Origin of the sequence: Acidovorax sp. KKS102 (assembly GCF_000302535.1) — a bacterium.
In the GTDB taxonomy this organism is placed as follows: Bacteria; Pseudomonadota; Gammaproteobacteria; order Burkholderiales; family Burkholderiaceae_C; genus Acidovorax.
Map to the genome: position 1 here is coordinate 1662430 of NC_018708.1, position 17787 is coordinate 1680216.

The 17787-nt window shown below is 60.8% G+C and carries 16 protein-coding genes; 15 read left to right on the forward strand and 1 reads right to left on the reverse strand.

Annotation, left to right across the window (positions count from 1 at the left end; translation table 11 throughout):
* The first annotated feature begins 19 nt into the window (after positions 1 to 19).
* From C380_RS07580 to C380_RS07640, 13 genes are all read left to right on the forward strand, one after another.
* Positions 20 to 1273, forward strand: coding sequence for an NADH-quinone oxidoreductase subunit D (locus C380_RS07580; protein WP_015013273.1), 1254 nt, complete (start codon positions 20 to 22; stop codon positions 1271 to 1273).
* Positions 1270 to 1758 (forward strand): NADH-quinone oxidoreductase subunit NuoE, encoded by a 489-nt coding sequence (gene nuoE, locus C380_RS07585; protein ID WP_015013274.1) that lies wholly within the window; start codon positions 1270 to 1272, stop codon positions 1756 to 1758. The genes C380_RS07580 and nuoE overlap by 4 nt, the downstream gene beginning before the upstream one ends.
* Positions 1758 to 3113 carry an NADH-quinone oxidoreductase subunit NuoF gene (gene nuoF, locus C380_RS07590; RefSeq protein ID WP_015013275.1) on the forward strand — a complete coding sequence of 452 codons (1356 nt, stop codon included), beginning with the start codon at positions 1758 to 1760 and terminating at the stop codon, positions 3111 to 3113. Before nuoE ends, nuoF begins: the two co-directional genes overlap by 1 nt.
* Before the next feature lie 14 nt (positions 3114 to 3127).
* Positions 3128 to 5260 (forward strand): NADH-quinone oxidoreductase subunit NuoG, encoded by a 2133-nt coding sequence (nuoG, locus tag C380_RS07595; RefSeq protein WP_015013276.1) that lies wholly within the window; start codon positions 3128 to 3130, stop codon positions 5258 to 5260.
* Positions 5257 to 6339: an NADH-quinone oxidoreductase subunit NuoH gene (nuoH, locus tag C380_RS07600; protein ID WP_015013277.1), complete on the forward strand. Its 1083-nt coding sequence runs from the start codon at positions 5257 to 5259 to the stop codon at positions 6337 to 6339. The genes nuoG and nuoH overlap by 4 nt, the downstream gene beginning before the upstream one ends.
* Before the next feature lie 12 nt (positions 6340 to 6351).
* Positions 6352 to 6864: an NADH-quinone oxidoreductase subunit NuoI gene (nuoI, locus tag C380_RS07605; RefSeq protein ID WP_010463942.1), complete on the forward strand. Its 513-nt coding sequence runs from the start codon at positions 6352 to 6354 to the stop codon at positions 6862 to 6864.
* A gap of 50 nt (positions 6865 to 6914) precedes the next feature.
* Positions 6915 to 7583 carry an NADH-quinone oxidoreductase subunit J gene (locus tag C380_RS07610; protein WP_015013278.1) on the forward strand — a complete coding sequence of 223 codons (669 nt, stop codon included), beginning with the start codon at positions 6915 to 6917 and terminating at the stop codon, positions 7581 to 7583.
* Positions 7580 to 7888 (forward strand): NADH-quinone oxidoreductase subunit NuoK, encoded by a 309-nt coding sequence (gene nuoK / locus C380_RS07615; RefSeq protein WP_005793248.1) that lies wholly within the window; start codon positions 7580 to 7582, stop codon positions 7886 to 7888. Before C380_RS07610 ends, nuoK begins: the two co-directional genes overlap by 4 nt.
* A 31-nt stretch (positions 7889 to 7919) precedes the next feature.
* A complete protein-coding gene (gene nuoL, locus C380_RS07620; protein WP_015013279.1) occupies positions 7920 to 9953 on the forward strand; it encodes an NADH-quinone oxidoreductase subunit L in 2034 nt (677 codons plus the stop codon).
* Between the two features lie 13 nt (positions 9954 to 9966).
* Positions 9967 to 11442 (forward strand): NADH-quinone oxidoreductase subunit M, encoded by a 1476-nt coding sequence (locus C380_RS07625; protein ID WP_015013280.1) that lies wholly within the window; start codon positions 9967 to 9969, stop codon positions 11440 to 11442.
* 29 nt (positions 11443 to 11471) lie between these two features.
* Positions 11472 to 12965, forward strand: a complete 1494-nt coding sequence (gene nuoN, locus C380_RS07630; RefSeq protein WP_015013281.1) for an NADH-quinone oxidoreductase subunit NuoN — start codon at positions 11472 to 11474, stop codon at positions 12963 to 12965.
* Between the two features lie 73 nt (positions 12966 to 13038).
* The gene (locus tag C380_RS07635) at positions 13039 to 13344 is read left to right on the forward strand and encodes a DUF2818 family protein (RefSeq protein WP_015013282.1); all 306 of its coding nucleotides are present in this window, start codon (positions 13039 to 13041) and stop codon (positions 13342 to 13344) included.
* A gap of 158 nt (positions 13345 to 13502) precedes the next feature.
* Positions 13503 to 13991, forward strand: coding sequence for a DUF1178 family protein (locus C380_RS07640; RefSeq protein ID WP_015013283.1), 489 nt, complete (start codon positions 13503 to 13505; stop codon positions 13989 to 13991).
* 49 nt (positions 13992 to 14040) lie between these two features.
* On the opposite strand, the gene C380_RS07645 is transcribed toward C380_RS07640, so the two are convergent.
* Positions 14041 to 15876: an ABC transporter transmembrane domain-containing protein gene (locus C380_RS07645; RefSeq protein WP_015013284.1), complete on the reverse strand. Its 1836-nt coding sequence runs from the start codon at positions 15874 to 15876 to the stop codon at positions 14041 to 14043.
* 378 nt (positions 15877 to 16254) lie between these two features.
* Between C380_RS07645 and C380_RS07650 the strand changes: the two genes are divergently transcribed.
* Positions 16255 to 17025: an ABC transporter ATP-binding protein gene (locus C380_RS07650; RefSeq protein WP_015013285.1), complete on the forward strand. Its 771-nt coding sequence runs from the start codon at positions 16255 to 16257 to the stop codon at positions 17023 to 17025.
* Positions 17025 to 17738: an ABC transporter ATP-binding protein gene (locus C380_RS07655; RefSeq protein WP_015013286.1), complete on the forward strand. Its 714-nt coding sequence runs from the start codon at positions 17025 to 17027 to the stop codon at positions 17736 to 17738. The genes C380_RS07650 and C380_RS07655 overlap by 1 nt, the downstream gene beginning before the upstream one ends.
* Positions 17739 to 17787: the final 49 nt, after the last annotated feature.

Here is a 17787-nt window from a genome sequence, read left to right on the forward strand (position 1 = left end):
GCGTCTCATGTGATCCATCATGGCTGAAATCAAGAACTATTCCCTGAACTTTGGTCCGCAGCACCCTGCGGCGCACGGTGTGTTGCGCCTGGTGCTGGAGCTGGACGGCGAGGTCGTGCAACGCGCTGACCCGCACATCGGTCTGCTGCACCGCGCCACCGAAAAGCTGGCCGAGCACAAGACCTACATCCAGTCGCTGCCTTACATGGACCGGCTGGACTACGTGTCGATGATGTGCAACGAGCACGCCTACTGTCTGGCGATTGAAAAATTGCTGGGCCTGGAAGTGCCGGTGCGCGCGCAGTACATCCGCGTGATGTTCTCCGAAATCACGCGCCTGCTGAACCACCTGATGTGGCTCGGTTCGCACGGTAACGACTGCGGCAGCTCCACGATCCTGATCTACACCTTCCGCGAGCGTGAAGACCTGTTCGACATGTACGAAGCGGTTTCTGGGGCGCGCATGCATGCGGCGTATTTCCGTCCCGGCGGCGTATACCGCGATCTGCCCGACAGCATGCCGCAGTACAAGGTCAGCAAGATCAAGAACGCCAAGGCACTGGAGGCCCTGAACCAGAATCGCCAGGGTTCTTTGCTGGACTTCATCGACGATTTCACGCAGCGGTTCCCCGGCTGCGTGGACGAGTACGAAACGCTGCTCACCGACAACCGCATCTGGAAGCAGCGCACCGTAGGCATCGGCGTGGTGCCGCCTGAGCGGGCGTTGAATCTGGGCATGACTGGCCCCATGCTTCGCGGCTCTGGCATTGCCTGGGACCTGCGCAAGACCCAGCCGTACGATGCATACGACCGCGTCGACTTCGACGTGCCAGTGGGCAAGACTGGCGACTGCTACGACCGCTATCTGGTGCGTGTGCAGGAAATGCGCGAGTCCAATCGCATCATCAAGCAATGCGTGGACTGGCTCAAGGCCAACCCCGGCCCGGTGATCACCGACAACCACAAGGTTGCCGCGCCTGCGCGTGAATCCATGAAATCGAACATGGAAGAGCTGATCCACCATTTCAAGCTCTTCACGGAAGGCTTCCACGTCCCCGAAGGCGAGGCTTACGCGGCTGTGGAGCACCCCAAGGGCGAGTTCGGTATCTACCTGGTGAGCGATGGTGCCAACAAGCCTTACCGCCTCAAGATCCGAGCACCGGGTTTTGCGCATCTGGCCACGCTCGACGAAATGGCGCGTGGTCACATGATTGCGGATGCCGTCGCCATCATTGGCACCATGGATATCGTGTTCGGAGAGATTGACCGATGATTACCGAAGCGACCAAGGCGCGGTTTGCGCGCGAAGTGGCCAAGTACCCCGCAGACCAGAAGCAGTCTGCGGTGATGGCGTGCTTGTCCATCGTTCAGCAGGAGCAAGGCTACGTCAGCACCGAGAGCGAGGCGGTGATCGCTGACTATCTGGGCATGGCACAAATCGCCGTGCACGAGGTCACGACCTTCTACAACATGTACAACCAGCAACCGGTGGGCAAGTACAAGCTCAACGTGTGCACCAATCTGCCTTGCCAGTTGCGCGACGGGCAGAAGGCGCTGCATCACCTGGAAAAGAAGCTGGGTGTGTCGATGGGTGAGACCACGCCTGATGGCCTGTTCACCCTGCAGCAGTGCGAATGCCTGGGTGCTTGCGCCGATGCGCCTGTGATGCTGGTGAACGATCGCACGATGTGCAGCTTCATGGACAACGACAAGCTAGACCAGCTCGTGGACGGCCTGCGCGCCGCGGAGGGCCAGTGATGACCACGGCAGCCCAAATACTCTCCCAGTTCCAGGCCACAGGTGTTCAGACCTGTTTCCACGACCGCCACATCAACCCCCAGATCTATGCGGGACTCAATGGCAGCAACTGGAGCATCAAGGACTACGAAGCGCGTGGCGGCTATCAAGCACTGCGTCGCATTCTGGGCAAGGACGGTAACGAGGGCCTGACGCAAGATCAGGTCATTGCCACTGTCAAGGAATCCGGTCTGCGTGGCCGCGGCGGCGCGGGCTTCCCTACGGGCCTGAAGTGGAGCTTCATGCCCCGCTCATTTCCTGGTCAGAAGTATCTGGTGTGCAATTCCGACGAGGGCGAGCCTGGTACCTGCAAGGACCGTGACATCCTGCAGTTCAACCCGCACATCGTCATCGAGGGCATGATTATCGCTGCCTATGCGATGGGCATCTCCGTCGGCTACAACTACATTCACGGCGAGATCTTCCAAACTTACGAGCGGTTTGAAGCCGCGCTGGAAGAAGCACGGGCAGCGGGTTACCTGGGTGACAACATCCTGGGTAGCAGCTTCAGTTTTCAGCTGCATGCGGCTCATGGTTTTGGCGCCTACATTTGCGGTGAAGAAACGGCATTGCTCGAATCGCTGGAAGGCAAAAAAGGGCAACCCCGTTTCAAGCCGCCGTTTCCCGCCAGCTTTGGCCTGTATGGCAAGCCCACCACGATCAACAACACGGAAACCTTTGCGGCCGTGCCATGGATCATCCGCAACGGCGGAGCGGCTTACCTGGAGTGCGGCAAGCCCAACAACGGCGGCACCAAGATTTTCTCGGTGTCCGGCGACGTCGAAAAGCCTGGCAATTATGAGGTACCCTTGGGGACACCGTTTGCCAAGCTGCTGGAACTGGCTGGCGGCGTGCGCAAAGGTCGCCAGCTCAAGGCGGTGATCCCTGGCGGTTCGTCGGCCCCTGTTTTGCCAGCATCCATCATCATGGAATGCACGATGGACTATGACTCCATCGCCAAGGCCGGCTCCATGCTGGGCTCGGGTGCCGTGATCGTCATGGACGACTCCCGGAGCATGGTCGAGAGCCTGCTGCGTCTGTCGTATTTCTATTCGCACGAATCCTGCGGCCAATGCACGCCTTGCCGTGAAGGCACGGGCTGGATGTGGCGCGTGATCGATCGCATCCAGCATGGCCAGGGCCGCGAGGGCGATCTGGATCTGCTCAATTCCGTGGCAGACAACATCCAGGGCCGCACCATCTGTGCGCTGGGTGATGCCGCAGCCATGCCTGTGCGCGCCATGATCAAACACTTCCGTCCCGAGTTTGAGGCACTGATCCGGAACAAGGCTCCACAAGCCGCGACTTCCGTCTGATCGCGAGAGAACATATGGTTGAAATTGAACTGGACGGTCAGAAGGTGGAAGTCGCCGAAGGCTGCATGGTGATGCATGCGGCTGAAAAGGTGGGCACTTACATTCCGCATTTCTGCTACCACAAGAAGCTTTCGATCGCCGCCAATTGCCGCATGTGCCTGGTGGACGTGGAAAAAGCGCCCAAGCCCATGCCTGCCTGCGCCACACCGGTCACGCAGGGCATGATCGTGCGCACCAAGAGCGACAAGGCCATCAAGGCTCAGCAGTCGGTCATGGAGTTTCTGCTCATCAACCACCCCCTGGACTGCCCAATCTGCGACCAGGGTGGCGAGTGCCAGCTGCAGGATTTGGCGGTGGGCTACGGCGGTTCTTCCTCGCGTTACGAGGAAGAGAAGCGTGTGGTGTTCCACAAGGACGTGGGCCCGCTGATCTCCATGGAAGAGATGAGCCGCTGCATCCACTGCACCCGCTGCGTGCGCTTCGGCCAGGAAGTGGCGGGCGTGATGGAGCTCGGAATGATCCATCGTGGCGAACATTCTGAAATCACCACGGTCACCGGCGACACGGTGGACTCCGAGTTGTCGGGCAACATGATCGACATCTGCCCCGTCGGAGCACTGACCAGCAAACCTTTCCGCTACAGCGCCCGCACCTGGGAGCTGTCGCGCCGCCGTTCTGTGAGTCCACATGACTCCACTGGCGCCAACCTGATTGTCCAAGTCAAGAACCACAAGGTCATGCGCGTGGTCCCGTTCGAAAACGAGGCTGTCAACGAATGCTGGATTGCCGACCGTGATCGTTTCTCATACGAAGCGCTCAACGGCGACGACCGCCTGACCCAGCCCATGCTCAAGCAGGGCGGTGTGTGGAAGGAAGTGGACTGGCAGACTGCGTTGGAATACGTGGCCAACGGTCTCAAGAACATCAAGAACGACCACGGCGCCGCCAGCATTGGTGCGCTGGTGAGCCCTCACAGCACGGTGGAAGAGCTGTACCTGGCCAGCGCCCTGGTGCGTGGCCTTGGCAGCGACAACATCGACTATCGCCTGCGCAACGCCGAATTCGCTGTGCCTGAAGGTATTCGCTGGCTCGGTACGTCCATCGCTTCGTTGTCCACACTGCAGCGCGTGCTGGTGGTGGGCTCCAACCTGCGCAAGGACCATCCGCTGTTTGCGCAGCGTATCCGTCAGGCGGCCCGCCATGGCTGTCAAGTCAATGCCATCGCTTCGGCCGCCCATGACTGGGCCATGCCGGTGCAGACATTTGTGGAACAGGGTGCTGGCCAATGGGTAGAGATGCTCGGAGGCATTGCTTCCGCCATCGCCCAGGAAAAAAGTATTGCTGCTCCGCAAGGTGCCAGTGCAGCCAACGAGGCTGCCCAGGCCATCGCCCGCTCGCTGCTGGGTGGCGAGCGCAAGGCTGTGCTGCTGGGCAATGCGGCGGCGCACCATGCGCAAGCCACCCAATTGTTGGCATGGGCCAACTGGATTGCCGAGAACACCGGCGCGACAGTGGGTTACCTGACAGAAGCCGCCAATACCGTGGGCGCGCAGTTTGCGGGCGCTCACCCTGTCAACGGTGGTCTGAATGCGGCTCAAATGCTCTCCGGTGGTTTGAAGGCTGCGGTGTTGCTGAACACTGAGCCCGTCCATGATTCTGCGGCGGGTGCTCAGGCTGCAACTGCCCTCGCTGGTGCAGAAATGGTGGTCACGTTGAGCCCCTTCAAGGCCAACATGGAGTTCAGTGACGTTTTGTTGCCAATTGCTCCGTTCACCGAGACCTCGGGCAGCTTTGTCAACGCTGAAGGGCGCATACAGAGTTTCCATGCCGTGGTTCGCCCGCTGGGCGATACCCGTCCGGCATGGAAGGTTCTGCGCGTGCTGGCCAATCTGCTGGGCGTTCCAGGTTTCGACTTCGAAACCTCCCAGGACGTGCTGGCCCGTGCCACGAATGCCCCTGCAGGTACCGTCATGCAAGTCCCCGCTGAACAGCTGTCGAATGCTGTGAAGGCGGTGCCCGCTGCGACGGCTACAGCTGGTGAGCCGGTCGTGGCTTCCATCTATCAACTGGACGGCCTGGTGCGCCGTTCCACGTCGCTGCAGCTCACTGCCGACGCACGCATGGCACGTGAAGGAGTGGCCGCATGATCGACGCGATCTACAACGCGGGCCTGAACCTGCTCTCCTTTGGGTGGTGGACCGGCATTGTCTGGCCAGTGCTCTGGATCCTGATCAAGATCGTCTGCATCCTGGCGCCGCTCATGGGTGCCGTGGCTTACCTCACGTTGTGGGAGCGTAAGCTGCTGGGCTTCATGCAGGTGCGCCATGGCCCCAACCGCGTGGGACCCATGGGGTTGCTGCAGCCCATTGCGGATGCGCTGAAGCTGCTGACCAAGGAAATCATCCAGCCCACGGCGGCCAGTAAGGGCCTGTTTGTCCTGGGGCCTGTCATGGCCATCATGCCGGCCTTGGCTGCCTGGGTAGCGATTCCCTTCGGTCCCGATGTGGCCCTGGCTAATGTGAATGCCGGCCTGCTGTTGGTGATGGCTATCACGTCCATCGAAGTCTATGGCGTGATCATTGCCGGCTGGGCCTCCAACTCCAAGTACGCCTTCTTGGGTGCACTGCGGGCCTCGGCCCAGATGGTGAGCTACGAAATCGCAATGGGCTTCTGTTTCCTGGTCGTGATCATGGTCTCGGGCAGCATGAACCTGACGGAAATCGTGCTGGGGCAGGGCAGAGGCATGGCTGCAGACAAGGGCCTGACTTTCCTGTCCTGGAATTGGCTGCCCTTGCTGCCGATCTTCCTCGTGTACCTGATCTCTGGCGTGGCAGAAACCAATCGCCACCCCTTCGACGTGGTGGAAGGCGAGGCAGAGATCGTGGCTGGCCACATGGTCGAGTACTCGGGTATGGGTTTCGCGATCTTCTTCCTGGCCGAATACGCCAGCATGTGGCTCGTGTCCATTCTGGCGGCGTTGATGTTCCTGGGTGGCTGGTTGCCTCCGATTGACAGCGCTCTGTTCAACTGGGTGCCAGGCTGGATCTGGCTGGGTCTCAAGACCTTCCTCGTGGTGTCCATGTTCATCTGGATCCGGGCTACCTTCCCACGGTTCCGGTATGACCAGATCATGCGTCTGGGCTGGAAGATTTTCATTCCGGTCACGCTGGTGTACTTGTTGATTGTTGGCGGGTGGTTGCTCTCGCCTTGGAATATCTGGAAATAAGCGGGGACACAAATGACTGCTGTTGCTGCTGCTGCACCTTTTTCGTTCAAGGATTTCTTCAAGAGCTTCATGCTCGTGGAGTTGCTCAAGGGGATGGCCCTGACTGGCCGCTATGCATTTCGCCGCAAGGTGACCGTGCAGTTCCCTGAAGAGAAGACGCCTTTGTCGCCACGTTTTCGTGGACTGCATGCGCTGCGCCGTTATGACAATGGCGAAGAGCGTTGCATCGCTTGCAAGCTGTGCGAAGCCGTATGCCCAGCGATGGCCATCACCATCGAATCGGATGTGCGTGCTGATGGTTCGCGCCGCACCACGCGCTATGACATCGATCTGACGAAGTGCATTTTCTGCGGCTTCTGCGAAGAGAGCTGCCCGGTCGATTCGATCGTCGAAACACACATCTTTGAGTACCACGGCGAAAAGCGTGGTGACCTGTATTTCACGAAGGACATGCTCTTGGCCGTGGGCGACCGGTACGAAGGTGAAATTGCGGCAGCCAAGGCTGCAGACGCCAAGTACCGCTGAGCGGTGCGGGGTTCAGCCTCTTTGCCAGACTTTCTATAAAGACCCGATTCATGGACGCCAAGACTGGTTTCTTCTATCTCTTCTCGGTGGTGCTGCTGTTCGCGGCCTTCCGGGTGATCACTGCGCGCAACCCCGTGCACGCGGTGCTGTATCTCATCCTTGCGTTTTCGCAGGCGGCGGCTGTCTGGCTGTTGCTCAAGGCCGAGTTCCTGGCGATTGCACTGGTGCTGGTGTACCTGGGAGCGGTCATGGTGCTCTTCTTGTTCGTGGTGATGATGCTGGACATTCACATCGATACCGTGCGCAAGGGGTTCTGGAAACACTTTCCACTGGCGGCTCTCATCGGTGCGGTCATCGCGCTGGAAATGGCGGCGGTGCTGATGGGTGGATTCCGTGGCATGGAAGAGCCCAAGGCCATCGCTGCCGTGGTCGATGCGTCTGGCCATGTGGTCCCTTACTCCAATACCAAGGCGCTGGGCAAGCTGCTGTACACCCAGTATCTGTACCCCGTTGAGATCGCTGCTGTCATTTTGCTGGTGGCCATGGTTGCGGCCATCGCTTTGACCCTGCGTCAGCGCAAGGACAGCAAGGCCATCAATCCTTCCACGCAGATTCGTGTGCGTGCAGCCGATCGTCTGGCTGTGGTCAAGGTGGCCGCTACTCAAAGGCCTGCGGCGGAAGAGCCTGCTCAAGCTGCTGTCGAGGAGAAAAAAGCATGACATTGACTCTGGGCCACTTTTTGTCGCTGGGCGCCATGCTGTTTGCGCTCGCTGTGATCGGCATCTTCCTGAACCGCAAGAACCTGATCGTGCTGCTGATGGCGATCGAGCTCATGCTGCTGGCCGTGAACATGAACTTCGTGGCGTTCTCCCACTACCTGGGAGACATGCACGGCCAGGTGTTTGTGTTCTTTATCCTGACGGTGGCAGCCGCCGAATCGGCGATCGGCCTGGCCATCCTGGTGCTGCTGTTCCGCAACAAATCCAGTATCAACGCGGAAGACCTCAACACCCTCAAGGGTTGACGGGTCACGAGTATTCCCAAGGTTCTCAAGAATGAGTCAAACCCTCTCTGCTTCAACGCTCCTGGCTGTGCCTTTGGCACCGCTGGCGGGCGCCGTGCTGGCCGGCATCTTCGGTACGACCTTCGGTGGTAACTGGATCGGTCGTCGTCTGAGTCACACCCTGACCATCCTCGGCGTACTGGTTGCGTTCATCCTGTCGGCCATGACGCTCAAGAGCGTTGCGCTCGACGGTGCCCGCTTCAATGAAACCCTGTACACCTGGATGGTGGTGGGCGGCCTGAAGATGGAAGTGGGCTTCCTGATCGACAGCCTCACCGCGATGATGATGGTGGTCGTGACCTTCGTGTCGTTGATGGTTCACATCTACACCATCGGCTACATGGAAGAGGACGAGGGCTACAACCGCTTCTTTGCCTACATCTCTCTGTTCACGTTCTCCATGCTCATGCTGGTCATGAGCAACAACCTGCTGCAGTTGTTCTTCGGCTGGGAGGCCGTGGGCTTGGTGTCCTACCTGCTGATTGGCTTCTGGTTCAACAAGCCTACAGCCATCTTCGCCAACATGAAGGCGTTTCTGGTCAACCGCGTGGGTGACTTCGGCTTCATTCTGGGCATTGGCCTGATTGCTGCCTACACCGGCACGTTGAACTATGGCGAAATCTTCGCCAAGGCCGGTGATCTGGGCGCACTGTCTTTCCCCGGCACCAGCTGGATGCTTGTCACGGTGATCTGCATCTGCCTGTTCATCGGTGCGATGGGCAAGTCGGCCCAGTTTCCGCTGCACGTCTGGCTGCCCGATTCGATGGAGGGCCCGACCCCCATTTCGGCACTGATTCACGCGGCCACCATGGTGACCGCCGGTATCTTCATGGTGTCGCGCATGTCGCCGCTGTTCGAGCTGTCAGACACAGCGTTGAACTTCATCCTGGTGATCGGTGCCATCACCGCATTGTTCATGGGTTTCCTCGGCATCATCCAGAACGACATCAAGCGTGTGGTGGCGTACTCCACGCTGTCCCAACTGGGTTACATGACGGTGGCCTTGGGCGCTTCGGCCTACTCGGTGGCGGTGTTCCACCTGATGACCCACGCGTTCTTCAAGGCGTTGTTGTTCCTCGGGGCTGGCTCGGTCATCATGGGCATGCACCACAACCAGGACATTCGCTGGATGGGCGGCGTACGCAAGTACATGCCCATCACTTGGATCACCTCGCTGCTGGGCTCGCTGGCCCTGATCGGCACCCCGTTGTTCTCGGGTTTCTACTCTAAGGACAGCATCATTGAGGCGGTGCACTTCAGCCATTTGCCAGGTGCGGGCTTCGCACACTTCGCTGTGCTGGCAGGCGTGTTCATTACGGCGTTCTACTCGTTCCGGATGTACTTCCTGGTCTTCCATGGCAAGGAGCGTTACGACCAGAACCCGGATGCCCACCACGACGATCACCATGGCCATGATGACCACCACGGTCATGATGCCAAGCCACACGAGTCGCCTTGGGTAGTGACAGTCCCCTTGGTGCTGCTGGCGATCCCGTCGGTGGTGGTGGGCTTCCTGTTCATCCAGCCGATGCTGTTCGGTGACTTCTTCAAGGATGTCATTTTTGTGGATGCGGCCAAGCACCCGTCCATGGCACATATCGCTGAACATTTCCACAGCGCATGGGAGATGGCTCTGCACGGTTTGAAGACGGCTCCGTTCTGGCTTGCTTTGGCGGGTGTGGCCACCTCGTATTACATGTACATGGTCAACCCCGCAGTGCCTGCGGCACTCAAGCGCTTCTTCGAGTCGATCAAGGTCTACCAGCTGCTGGAAAACAAATACGGCATGGACTGGATCAACGAGAACATCCTGGCCCGTGGTGCCCGTGCACTGGGCGTGGGTCTCTGGAAGGGCGGAGATCAGGCGGTGATCGATGGCGCCTTGGTCAATGGCTCTTGGAAGTTGGTGCGCTGGGTGGCCGGTGCCGTGCGTTGGGTGCAGTCGGGCTTCATCTACCACTATGCGCTGGTCATGATCCTGGGTGTTTTTGTGCTCATGACGTATTTCGTCTGGCTCAACAAGTAGGAGAAGAATAAAAATGGGTCTGTTGAGTCTTGCAATCTGGACACCGATTGCGTTTGGTGCGCTGTTGCTCGCCATCGGGCGCGACGAACATGCGCGGGCAGTGCGGTGGTTGGCGCTGGTGGGAGCCTTGATTGGGTTCCTGGTCACGCTGCCTCTGTACGATGGCTTCAAGCTGGGTACGGCAGCCATGCAGTTCGTGGAGAAGGCCGACTGGATCGAGCGCTTCAACATCCACTACCACCTCGGGGTGGACGGCATCTCCTTCTGGTTCGTGCCGCTGACAGCATTCATCACCGTCATCGTGGTGATTGCTTCCTGGGAGTCCATCACCGAGCGCGTGAACCAGTACATGGGTGCTTTCCTGATCCTCTCGGGGCTCATGATCGGTGTCTTCAGTGCACTCGACGGCATCCTGTTCTACGTGTTCTTCGAAGCGACGCTGATCCCGATGTACCTGATCATCGGTATCTGGGGCGGCCCCAACAAGATCTACGCGGCGTTCAAGTTCTTCCTGTACACGCTGCTCGGCTCGCTGCTGATGCTGATCGCGCTGATCTACCTGTACAACCAGTCGGGTGGCAGCTTTGACATTGCCACCTGGCACCAGTTGCCATTGAGCGGCCGTGCGCAGACCCTGCTGTTCTTTGCCTTCTTTGCCGCCTTCGCTGTGAAGGTGCCCATGTGGCCAGTTCACACCTGGCTGCCCGACGTGCACGTGGAGGCGCCTACCGGTGGCTCCGCAGTGCTGGCCGCCATCATGCTGAAGCTGGGTGCCTACGGTTTCCTGCGGTTTTCTCTGCCGATCGCTCCTGACGCTGCACGCCAGTGGGCATGGCTGATGATTGCCTTGTCGCTGATCGCCGTGATCTACGTGGGTCTGGTGGCCATGGTCCAGAAGGACATGAAGAAGCTGGTGGCCTACTCGTCGGTGGCGCACATGGGCTTTGTGACCCTGGGCTTTTTCATCTTCAATGACCTGGGTGTCTCTGGCGGTATCGTTCAGATGATTGCGCACGGTTTTGTGTCCGGCGCCATGTTCCTGTCCATCGGCGTGCTTTATGACCGCGTTCACTCGCGTGAGATTGCCGCCTATGGTGGCGTGGTCAACACCATGCCCAATTTCACGGCGTTTGCTTTACTGTTTGCCATGGCCAACTGCGGCCTGCCGGGCACGGCCGGTTTTGTGGGCGAATGGATGGTGATCCTGGGTGCTGTCAAGGCCAATTTCTGGATCGGTCTGGCCGCTGCCACGGCACTGATTTTCGGTGCTGCCTACACCCTGTGGATGTTTAAGCGTGTGTACCTGGGCCCCGTGGGCAATGACAACGTCAAGGGCTTGACGGACATCGACAGCCGCGAGTTCCTGGTGCTGGCTGTTCTGGGCATCGCGGTGCTGGCCATGGGCCTCTACCCCCGTCCGTTCACCGATGTGATGGACACCTCGGTGGCAGAACTGCTCAAGCATGTCGCGCAGACCAAGCTGAACTGAACAGACCAGACTGAACTGAGAGATTCGAGATGATTGACAACATCAGCTGGCTAGCGATTTACCCCGAAATTGTGCTGTTGACCATGGCCTGCGTGATTGCGCTGGTCGATCTGGGTGTCCACAGCCCTCGCCGCACCAGCACCTACGTGCTGACCATGCTCACGCTGGCCGTGGTGGCTGCCCTGCAGGGCATGTACGCCAGCAGCGGTAACACCTTCTATGGTTTTGGCAACATGGTGGTGAGCGACGCCATGGGCAACTGGCTCAAGTGCTTTGCCACCGTGGCCATGATGGTCACCCTGGTGTACGGCCGCCCTTACGCTGCGGACCGCGACATGCTGCGTGGGGGTGAACTGTTCACGCTGTCCATGTTCGCCTTGCTCGGCATGTTCATCATGATCTCGGGCAACAACTTCCTGGTGATCTACCTGGGCCTTGAGCTGCTGACACTGTCGAGCTATGCCTTGGTGGCATTGCGCCGTGACAACGCCACGGCCACGGAAGCAGCCATGAAGTATTTTGTGCTGGGCGCCATGGCCAGTGGCTTCCTGCTCTATGGCTTATCCATGGTGTACGGTGCCACGGGCTCGCTGGACATCGGCCAGGTGTTCAAGGCAGTCAACTCCGGTCAGATCAAGCACCAGGTGCTGGTGTTCGGTCTGGTGTTTGTGGTGGCCGGTCTGGCGTTCAAGCTGGGCGTGGTGCCCTTCCACATGTGGATTCCCGATGTGTACCAGGGCGCGCCCACGGCCGTGACGCTGATGATTGGCGGCGCGCCCAAGCTGGCTGCCTTTGCCATCACCATCCGTTTGCTGGTGGATGGCCTGCTGCCCCTGGCCATCGACTGGCAGCAGATGCTGGCTGTGCTGGCGATTGGTTCGTTGCTGGTGGGGAACCTGGCAGCCATTGCGCAGACCAACCTCAAGCGCATGCTGGCGTACTCCACCATCTCCCAGATGGGCTTTGTGCTGCTGGGCCTGATGTCTGGGGTCATCAACGGCAATGTGGACGCCACAGCGGTGGAGAACGCCTACAGTGCCTCGATGTTCTACGTCATCACGTATGTGCTGACCACGCTCGCAGCGTTTGGCGTGATTCTGCTGCTGGCCCGCGAAGGTTTCGAGAGCGAAGAAATCTCCGATTTCGCAGGCCTCAACCAGCGGAGTCCCCTGTACGCTGGTGTGATGGCAGTCTGCCTTTTCTCCATGGCGGGTATTCCTCCCTTGGTGGGCTTCTACGCGAAGTTGGCGGTTCTGCAGGCCCTGGTGGCCTCGGGTCAGACAATTTACATGGCGATGGCCGTGTTCGCCGTGATCATGTCGCTGATCGGTGCCTTCTACTACCTGCGTGTAGTGAAGGTGATGTATTTCGATGCACCGCTCACAGCGACCAATGTGTCTGCCCCGGTGGATGTGCGCGTGGTGCTGACCATCAACGGCGCTCTGGTGCTGGTGCTGGGCTTGCTGCCAGGTGGCTTGATGGCCCTGTGTGCAGACGCCGTGGTGCGCGCACTGGCGACCTGATCGGGAGAGCAGGCGCCCGCACTGCGCGGGCAACTGTTCATCCGTCGAACCTCTCTCCTCGATCAGTTTTTCTGTGTCACTCACCGGATCGGTCTGGCTCGTGATTGTGGCGGCGTTGATCGCCGCCAACCTGCCGTTCATCAACCAGCGGTGGTTGGTGGTGGGGCCTGCAGCGGCTCACGGCAAGCCCTTGGTCGGACGGTTGGCTGAACTGATCCTGTTGTATTTTTTGGTGGGCGGTCTGGCCTTGCTGCTGGAGCGGCGTGCAGGCCAGATTGCACCCCAGGGATGGGAGTTCTACGCCATCACCGGCACCATGTTTCTGACGCTGGCCTTTCCCGGCTTCGTCTACCGGTATCTGCTGCGTCGCCACGGGTGATGGCCCTGGCTGGATCGTGTTGAAGCGTCGGGGCTTCCGCGACCTTTGCTGTACCGGTTTCGCAGATCGCGCGCAGCACTCTTGTATGTAACCCTGCACCTTGGTGTGCCCGGTTTACTCGATCTCTTGATGGTGCGGACCGGCGTACGATGCATCTTATGAAGGTACTGGATCTCCAATGTCAGCACGGCCATGTCTTTGAAGGCTGGTTTGGTTCTGAAGATGACTTTCAGAGCCAAAAGCAGCGCGGCCTGGTGCAGTGCCCTTTGTGCGCGGACATCCGCATTGACAAGCGTCTGAGCGCGCCGCGCCTGAATCTGGGTGCCCGCGAGCCCACTGCGGCCCCAGTGACTCCTTCCGGTGCATCGTCCGTTTCACACGCTGCTTCCGATACACCGGTCGAGGGATCGACGCTCCCACCCGCGCTACAGGCAGCCTGGCTGCAGCTGGCCCGCAAAGTCATTGCGAATACGGAGGATGTAGGCCCCCGTTTTGCCGACGAAGCCCGGCGCATGCACCACGGCGAGATCCAGGAGCGTGCCATCCGTGGTCAGGCCACCGCGCAAGAGGCATTGCAGCTCCTGGACGAGGGCATTGCCGTCATGCCGTTGCCCCTGCCAGCGGCAGCCAAGGAAACCTTGCAGTAGCCCTGTGCGGGTATTCTGGGTGTGGATGCCCTGCCGAGAGGCGCCGCGATCAGCTGGTGAACTGCAGCGCCGCGAGGCGCGCATACACCCCACCTTGCGCCATCAGCGCGCTGTGGGTGCCTTGCTCTACGATCTGACCGTGGTCCAGCACCACGATGCGGTCTGCATTTTGCACGGTGGCCAGGCGATGGGCGATCACCAGAGTGGTTCTTCTGCCCGTGTGGCGCTGCATGGCTGTGTCCAGCGCTGCCTGCACCATGCGCTCGCTCTCTGCGTCCAGCGCGCTGGTGGCCTCGTCCAGCAGTAGCAACGGCGGGTTTTTGAGCATGGCGCGGGCGATGGCGATGCGCTGGCGTTGGCCGCCCGAAAGGCGCACCCCCCGCTCGCCCAGAAACGTGTGATAGCCCTCGGGCAGGGCCATGATGAAGTCATGCGCAAAGGCCGCTTTGGTGGCTGCCATGACCTCTTCGTCCGAAGCATCCGGACGGCCATAGCGGATGTTATCCATGGCCGACGCAGAGAAGATCACGGCATCCTGGGGCACGGTGCCCGTATGGGCGCGCAGCGTGTCCAGCGTCAGGTCCCGGATGTCTACGCCATTCAGCAAGATGCGTCCCGCCGTAGCGCCTGGCTTGCCGGTTTGCCCGTTTCCATCCACGTCGTAAAAGCGCTGCAGCAACTGAAACACCGTGGTTTTTCCGGCGCCGCTGGCACCCACCAGCGCCACCGTCTCGCCGGGCGCCAGGTTCAGTGAGAAGTTTTGCAGCGCTGGCTGGTCCGGGCGCGACGGGTAGTGAAACTGCACGTTGTCAAATTGCACCTCCAGCCCCTGATCCGAAGTGGGCAGCCGTTGGGGTGTTCCGGGGTTCGCCACGGGGGACTGGCTGGACAGCAGCTCCATCAGGCGCTCTGTGGCGCCCGCCGCACGCAGCAGGTCCCCGTAGACCTCGCCCAGCACGGCCACGGCGCTGGCCAGCAGAATGACATACACCACGGTCTGGCCCAGGTGGCCCGCGCTCATCTGTCCGGCCAGCACAGCCTCTGTGCCCCGGTACAGCCCCCACAGAAGCAGCGCTGCGTTCGCAATGATGATGAAAGCCACGAGCAAGGCGCGTGCCTTGGTGCGCTTGACCGCCGTGCGAAATGCGTCTTCGGTGGCCCGCGCAAACCGGGTGGCCTCGCGGGGCTCGGCGGTATAGCTCTGCACCACCGGGATGGCGTTGAGCACTTCGGCAGCGATGGCGCTGGAGTCCGCCACGCGGTCCTGGCTGTCGCGTGACAGCCGGCGTACCTTGCGCCCAATCCACATGGTGGGCAGCACGACCAGCACCACGGCCAGCAAGACCACCGACATCACATAGGGATTCGTCCACACCAGCATGACGAGGGCCCCCAGGCCCAGCACGGCATTGCGCAGCCCCATCGACAGCGACGAGCCGACCACGGTCTGCACCAGCGTGGTGTCTGACGTCAGCCGCGACAGCACCTCGCCGGTCTGGGTGGTCTCAAAGAACTGGGGGCTTTGCTGCAGCACATGGCTGTAGACGGCGTTGCGCAGGTCGGCGGTGACGCGCTCCCCCAGCCAGCTCACCATATAAAAGCGCGCGGCTGAAAACCCACCCAGCGCCACAGCCACGGCAAACAGCTCTTCAAAATGTCCGCGAAGGGCCATGGCCTGAGCTCCCCGGTCACCCGTCGCGGAGACCAGGCCGCCATCGATGAGATTGCGCAACGCCATGGGAAACGCCAGGGTGGCCAATGCCGCCAGCACCAGGAACACCAGCGACAGTGCAATACGCGCACGATACGGGCGCAAGAAGGGCAGCAGTCCCGTGAGCGAGCGAGGGGCGCCACGGGCGGGCGCGGAGGAGGGGAGAGAGGGCATCGTGGCAGTGTAGGCGGCGCAGCCGGGCGCTGCAGGAGGGGCGCGGTCTAGCCTCTCTATGACTGTAGGTGGTGCCCACGGCGGTGAATGCCAAGGCCTGTCAGCAAAAAGTCAGTGAGGAGCGCGGCGCTGCGCCACCACCAGTTGCCAGCTTCTGAACCTGCCGCGGCGCCAGATTGAGCACTGGCGCGCTGCCCACGCCCGCACATCCCGGGCGCTGTGCGTCCTCAGGGCGGGTACGTAGGCATTTATACATAGGCATTAGTCCCAGTATCTACCGCAGGGTAGGGAGACATACGATGCGTTGCGATCCAACCTCCCCGGAGACCTTGTTGCAAGGCTCCTCATTTCAGCACCCTACGGAGCGGCCAAGGCGCAATGAGCGACGTCATTCTTGAAACCAACAGCCTGACCAAAGAGTTCAAGGGCTTCACCGCCGTCAGTGACGTGAACCTGGCCGTTCGGCGCGGGTCCATCCACGCGCTGATCGGCCCCAACGGTGCAGGCAAGACCACGTGCTTCAACCTGCTCACCAAGTTTCTGGAGCCGACTTCGGGTGTCATCCGCTTCAACGGGCATGACATCACGCGGGAGCAGCCCGCGCAGATCGCACGCCGCGGGGTGATCCGTTCGTTCCAGATTTCGGCGGTGTTCCCGCACCTCACACTCATCGAGAACGTGCGCCTGGGCCTGCAGCGCAAGCTGGGCACGTCGTTCCACTTCTGGCGCAGCGAGCGCACCTTGCGGCAGCTGGACGACCGCGCCATGCAACTGCTGACCGAGGTGGGGCTGGAAGACCTGGCCGATGAGGTGACCGTGAACCTGCCCTATGGCCGCAAGCGCGCACTGGAGATCGCCACCACGCTGTCGATGGAGCCCGAGCTGATGCTGCTGGACGAGCCCACCCAGGGCATGGGCCACGAAGACGTGGACCGCGTCACGCAGCTCATCAAGAAGGTTTCTGCCGGCCGCACCATCCTGATGGTGGAGCACAACATGAAGGTGGTCTCCACCATCGCAGACCGTATCACGGTGCTGCAGCGCGGCGCCGTGCTGGCCGAAGGGCCCTACGCAGAAGTCTCCAACAACCCCCAAGTCATGGAAGCCTACATGGGCACGACCGACGGCCAACTGCAGGGAGCGCACTGATGGCTGGCGTTCCTGCACTCGAAATCAAGAACCTCGAAGCCTGGTACGGCGAGTCGCATGTGCTGCATGGCGTGGACATCGTCGTCCAGCCGGGCGAGGTGGTCACGCTGCTGGGCCGCAACGGCGCGGGCCGCACCACCACCATGCGCGCCATCATGGGCCTGACCGGCGCACGCAAGGGCTCGGTCAAGATCAACGGCGTGGAAACCGTGAACATGCCCACGCACCGCATTGCGCACCTGGGCGTGGGCTATTGCCCCGAAGAGCGGGGCATCTTCTCCAGCCTGTCGTGCGAAGAAAACCTGCTGCTGCCCCCCGCGCTCAAGACCAAGACCCCGGGCATGTCGGTGCAAGAGATCTACGCCATGTTCCCCAACCTGGCCGAGCGCAAGAACAGCCAGGGCACGCGCCTCTCGGGGGGCGAGCAGCAGATGCTGGCCGTGGCCCGCATCCTGCGCACTGGCGCCAATCTGCTGCTGCTCGATGAAATCTCCGAAGGCCTGGCGCCCGTCATCGTGCAGGCCCTCGCCCGCATGATCACCATGCTGCGCCAGAAGGGCTACACCGTGGTCATGGTCGAGCAGAACTTCCGCTTTGCCGCGCCGCTGGCCGACCGCTTTTACGTGATGGAGCACGGCCGCATCGTGGAGAAGTTCGGCGCCGCCGAGCTGGAGGCCAAGATGCCCGTGCTCAACGAACTGCTGGGCGTCTGAGACACGCCCACATCCTTTCCCCACCGTTTTCTTCCACCACACCAACAGG

Bases quoted from the DNA above. Each gene is read 5' to 3' on its own strand.
- C380_RS07580 (WP_015013273.1), top strand. From the start codon at position 20: ATGGCTGAAATCAAGAACTATTCCCTGAACTTTGGTCCGCAGCACCCT.
- nuoE (WP_015013274.1), top strand. From the start codon at position 1,270: ATGATTACCGAAGCGACCAAGGCGCGGTTTGCGCGCGAAGTGGCCAAG.
- nuoF (WP_015013275.1), top strand. From the start codon at position 1,758: ATGACCACGGCAGCCCAAATACTCTCCCAGTTCCAGGCCACAGGTGTT.
- nuoG (WP_015013276.1), top strand. From the start codon at position 3,128: ATGGTTGAAATTGAACTGGACGGTCAGAAGGTGGAAGTCGCCGAAGGC.
- nuoH (WP_015013277.1), top strand. From the start codon at position 5,257: ATGATCGACGCGATCTACAACGCGGGCCTGAACCTGCTCTCCTTTGGG.
- nuoI (WP_010463942.1), top strand. From the start codon at position 6,352: ATGACTGCTGTTGCTGCTGCTGCACCTTTTTCGTTCAAGGATTTCTTC.
- C380_RS07610 (WP_015013278.1), top strand. From the start codon at position 6,915: ATGGACGCCAAGACTGGTTTCTTCTATCTCTTCTCGGTGGTGCTGCTG.
- nuoK (WP_005793248.1), top strand. From the start codon at position 7,580: ATGACATTGACTCTGGGCCACTTTTTGTCGCTGGGCGCCATGCTGTTT.
- nuoL (WP_015013279.1), top strand. From the start codon at position 7,920: ATGAGTCAAACCCTCTCTGCTTCAACGCTCCTGGCTGTGCCTTTGGCA.
- C380_RS07625 (WP_015013280.1), top strand. From the start codon at position 9,967: ATGGGTCTGTTGAGTCTTGCAATCTGGACACCGATTGCGTTTGGTGCG.
- nuoN (WP_015013281.1), top strand. From the start codon at position 11,472: ATGATTGACAACATCAGCTGGCTAGCGATTTACCCCGAAATTGTGCTG.
- C380_RS07640 (WP_015013283.1), top strand. From the start codon at position 13,503: ATGAAGGTACTGGATCTCCAATGTCAGCACGGCCATGTCTTTGAAGGC.
- C380_RS07645 (WP_015013284.1), bottom strand. From the start codon at position 15,876: ATGCCCTCTCTCCCCTCCTCCGCGCCCGCCCGTGGCGCCCCTCGCTCG.
- C380_RS07650 (WP_015013285.1), top strand. From the start codon at position 16,255: ATGAGCGACGTCATTCTTGAAACCAACAGCCTGACCAAAGAGTTCAAG.
- C380_RS07655 (WP_015013286.1), top strand. From the start codon at position 17,025: ATGGCTGGCGTTCCTGCACTCGAAATCAAGAACCTCGAAGCCTGGTAC.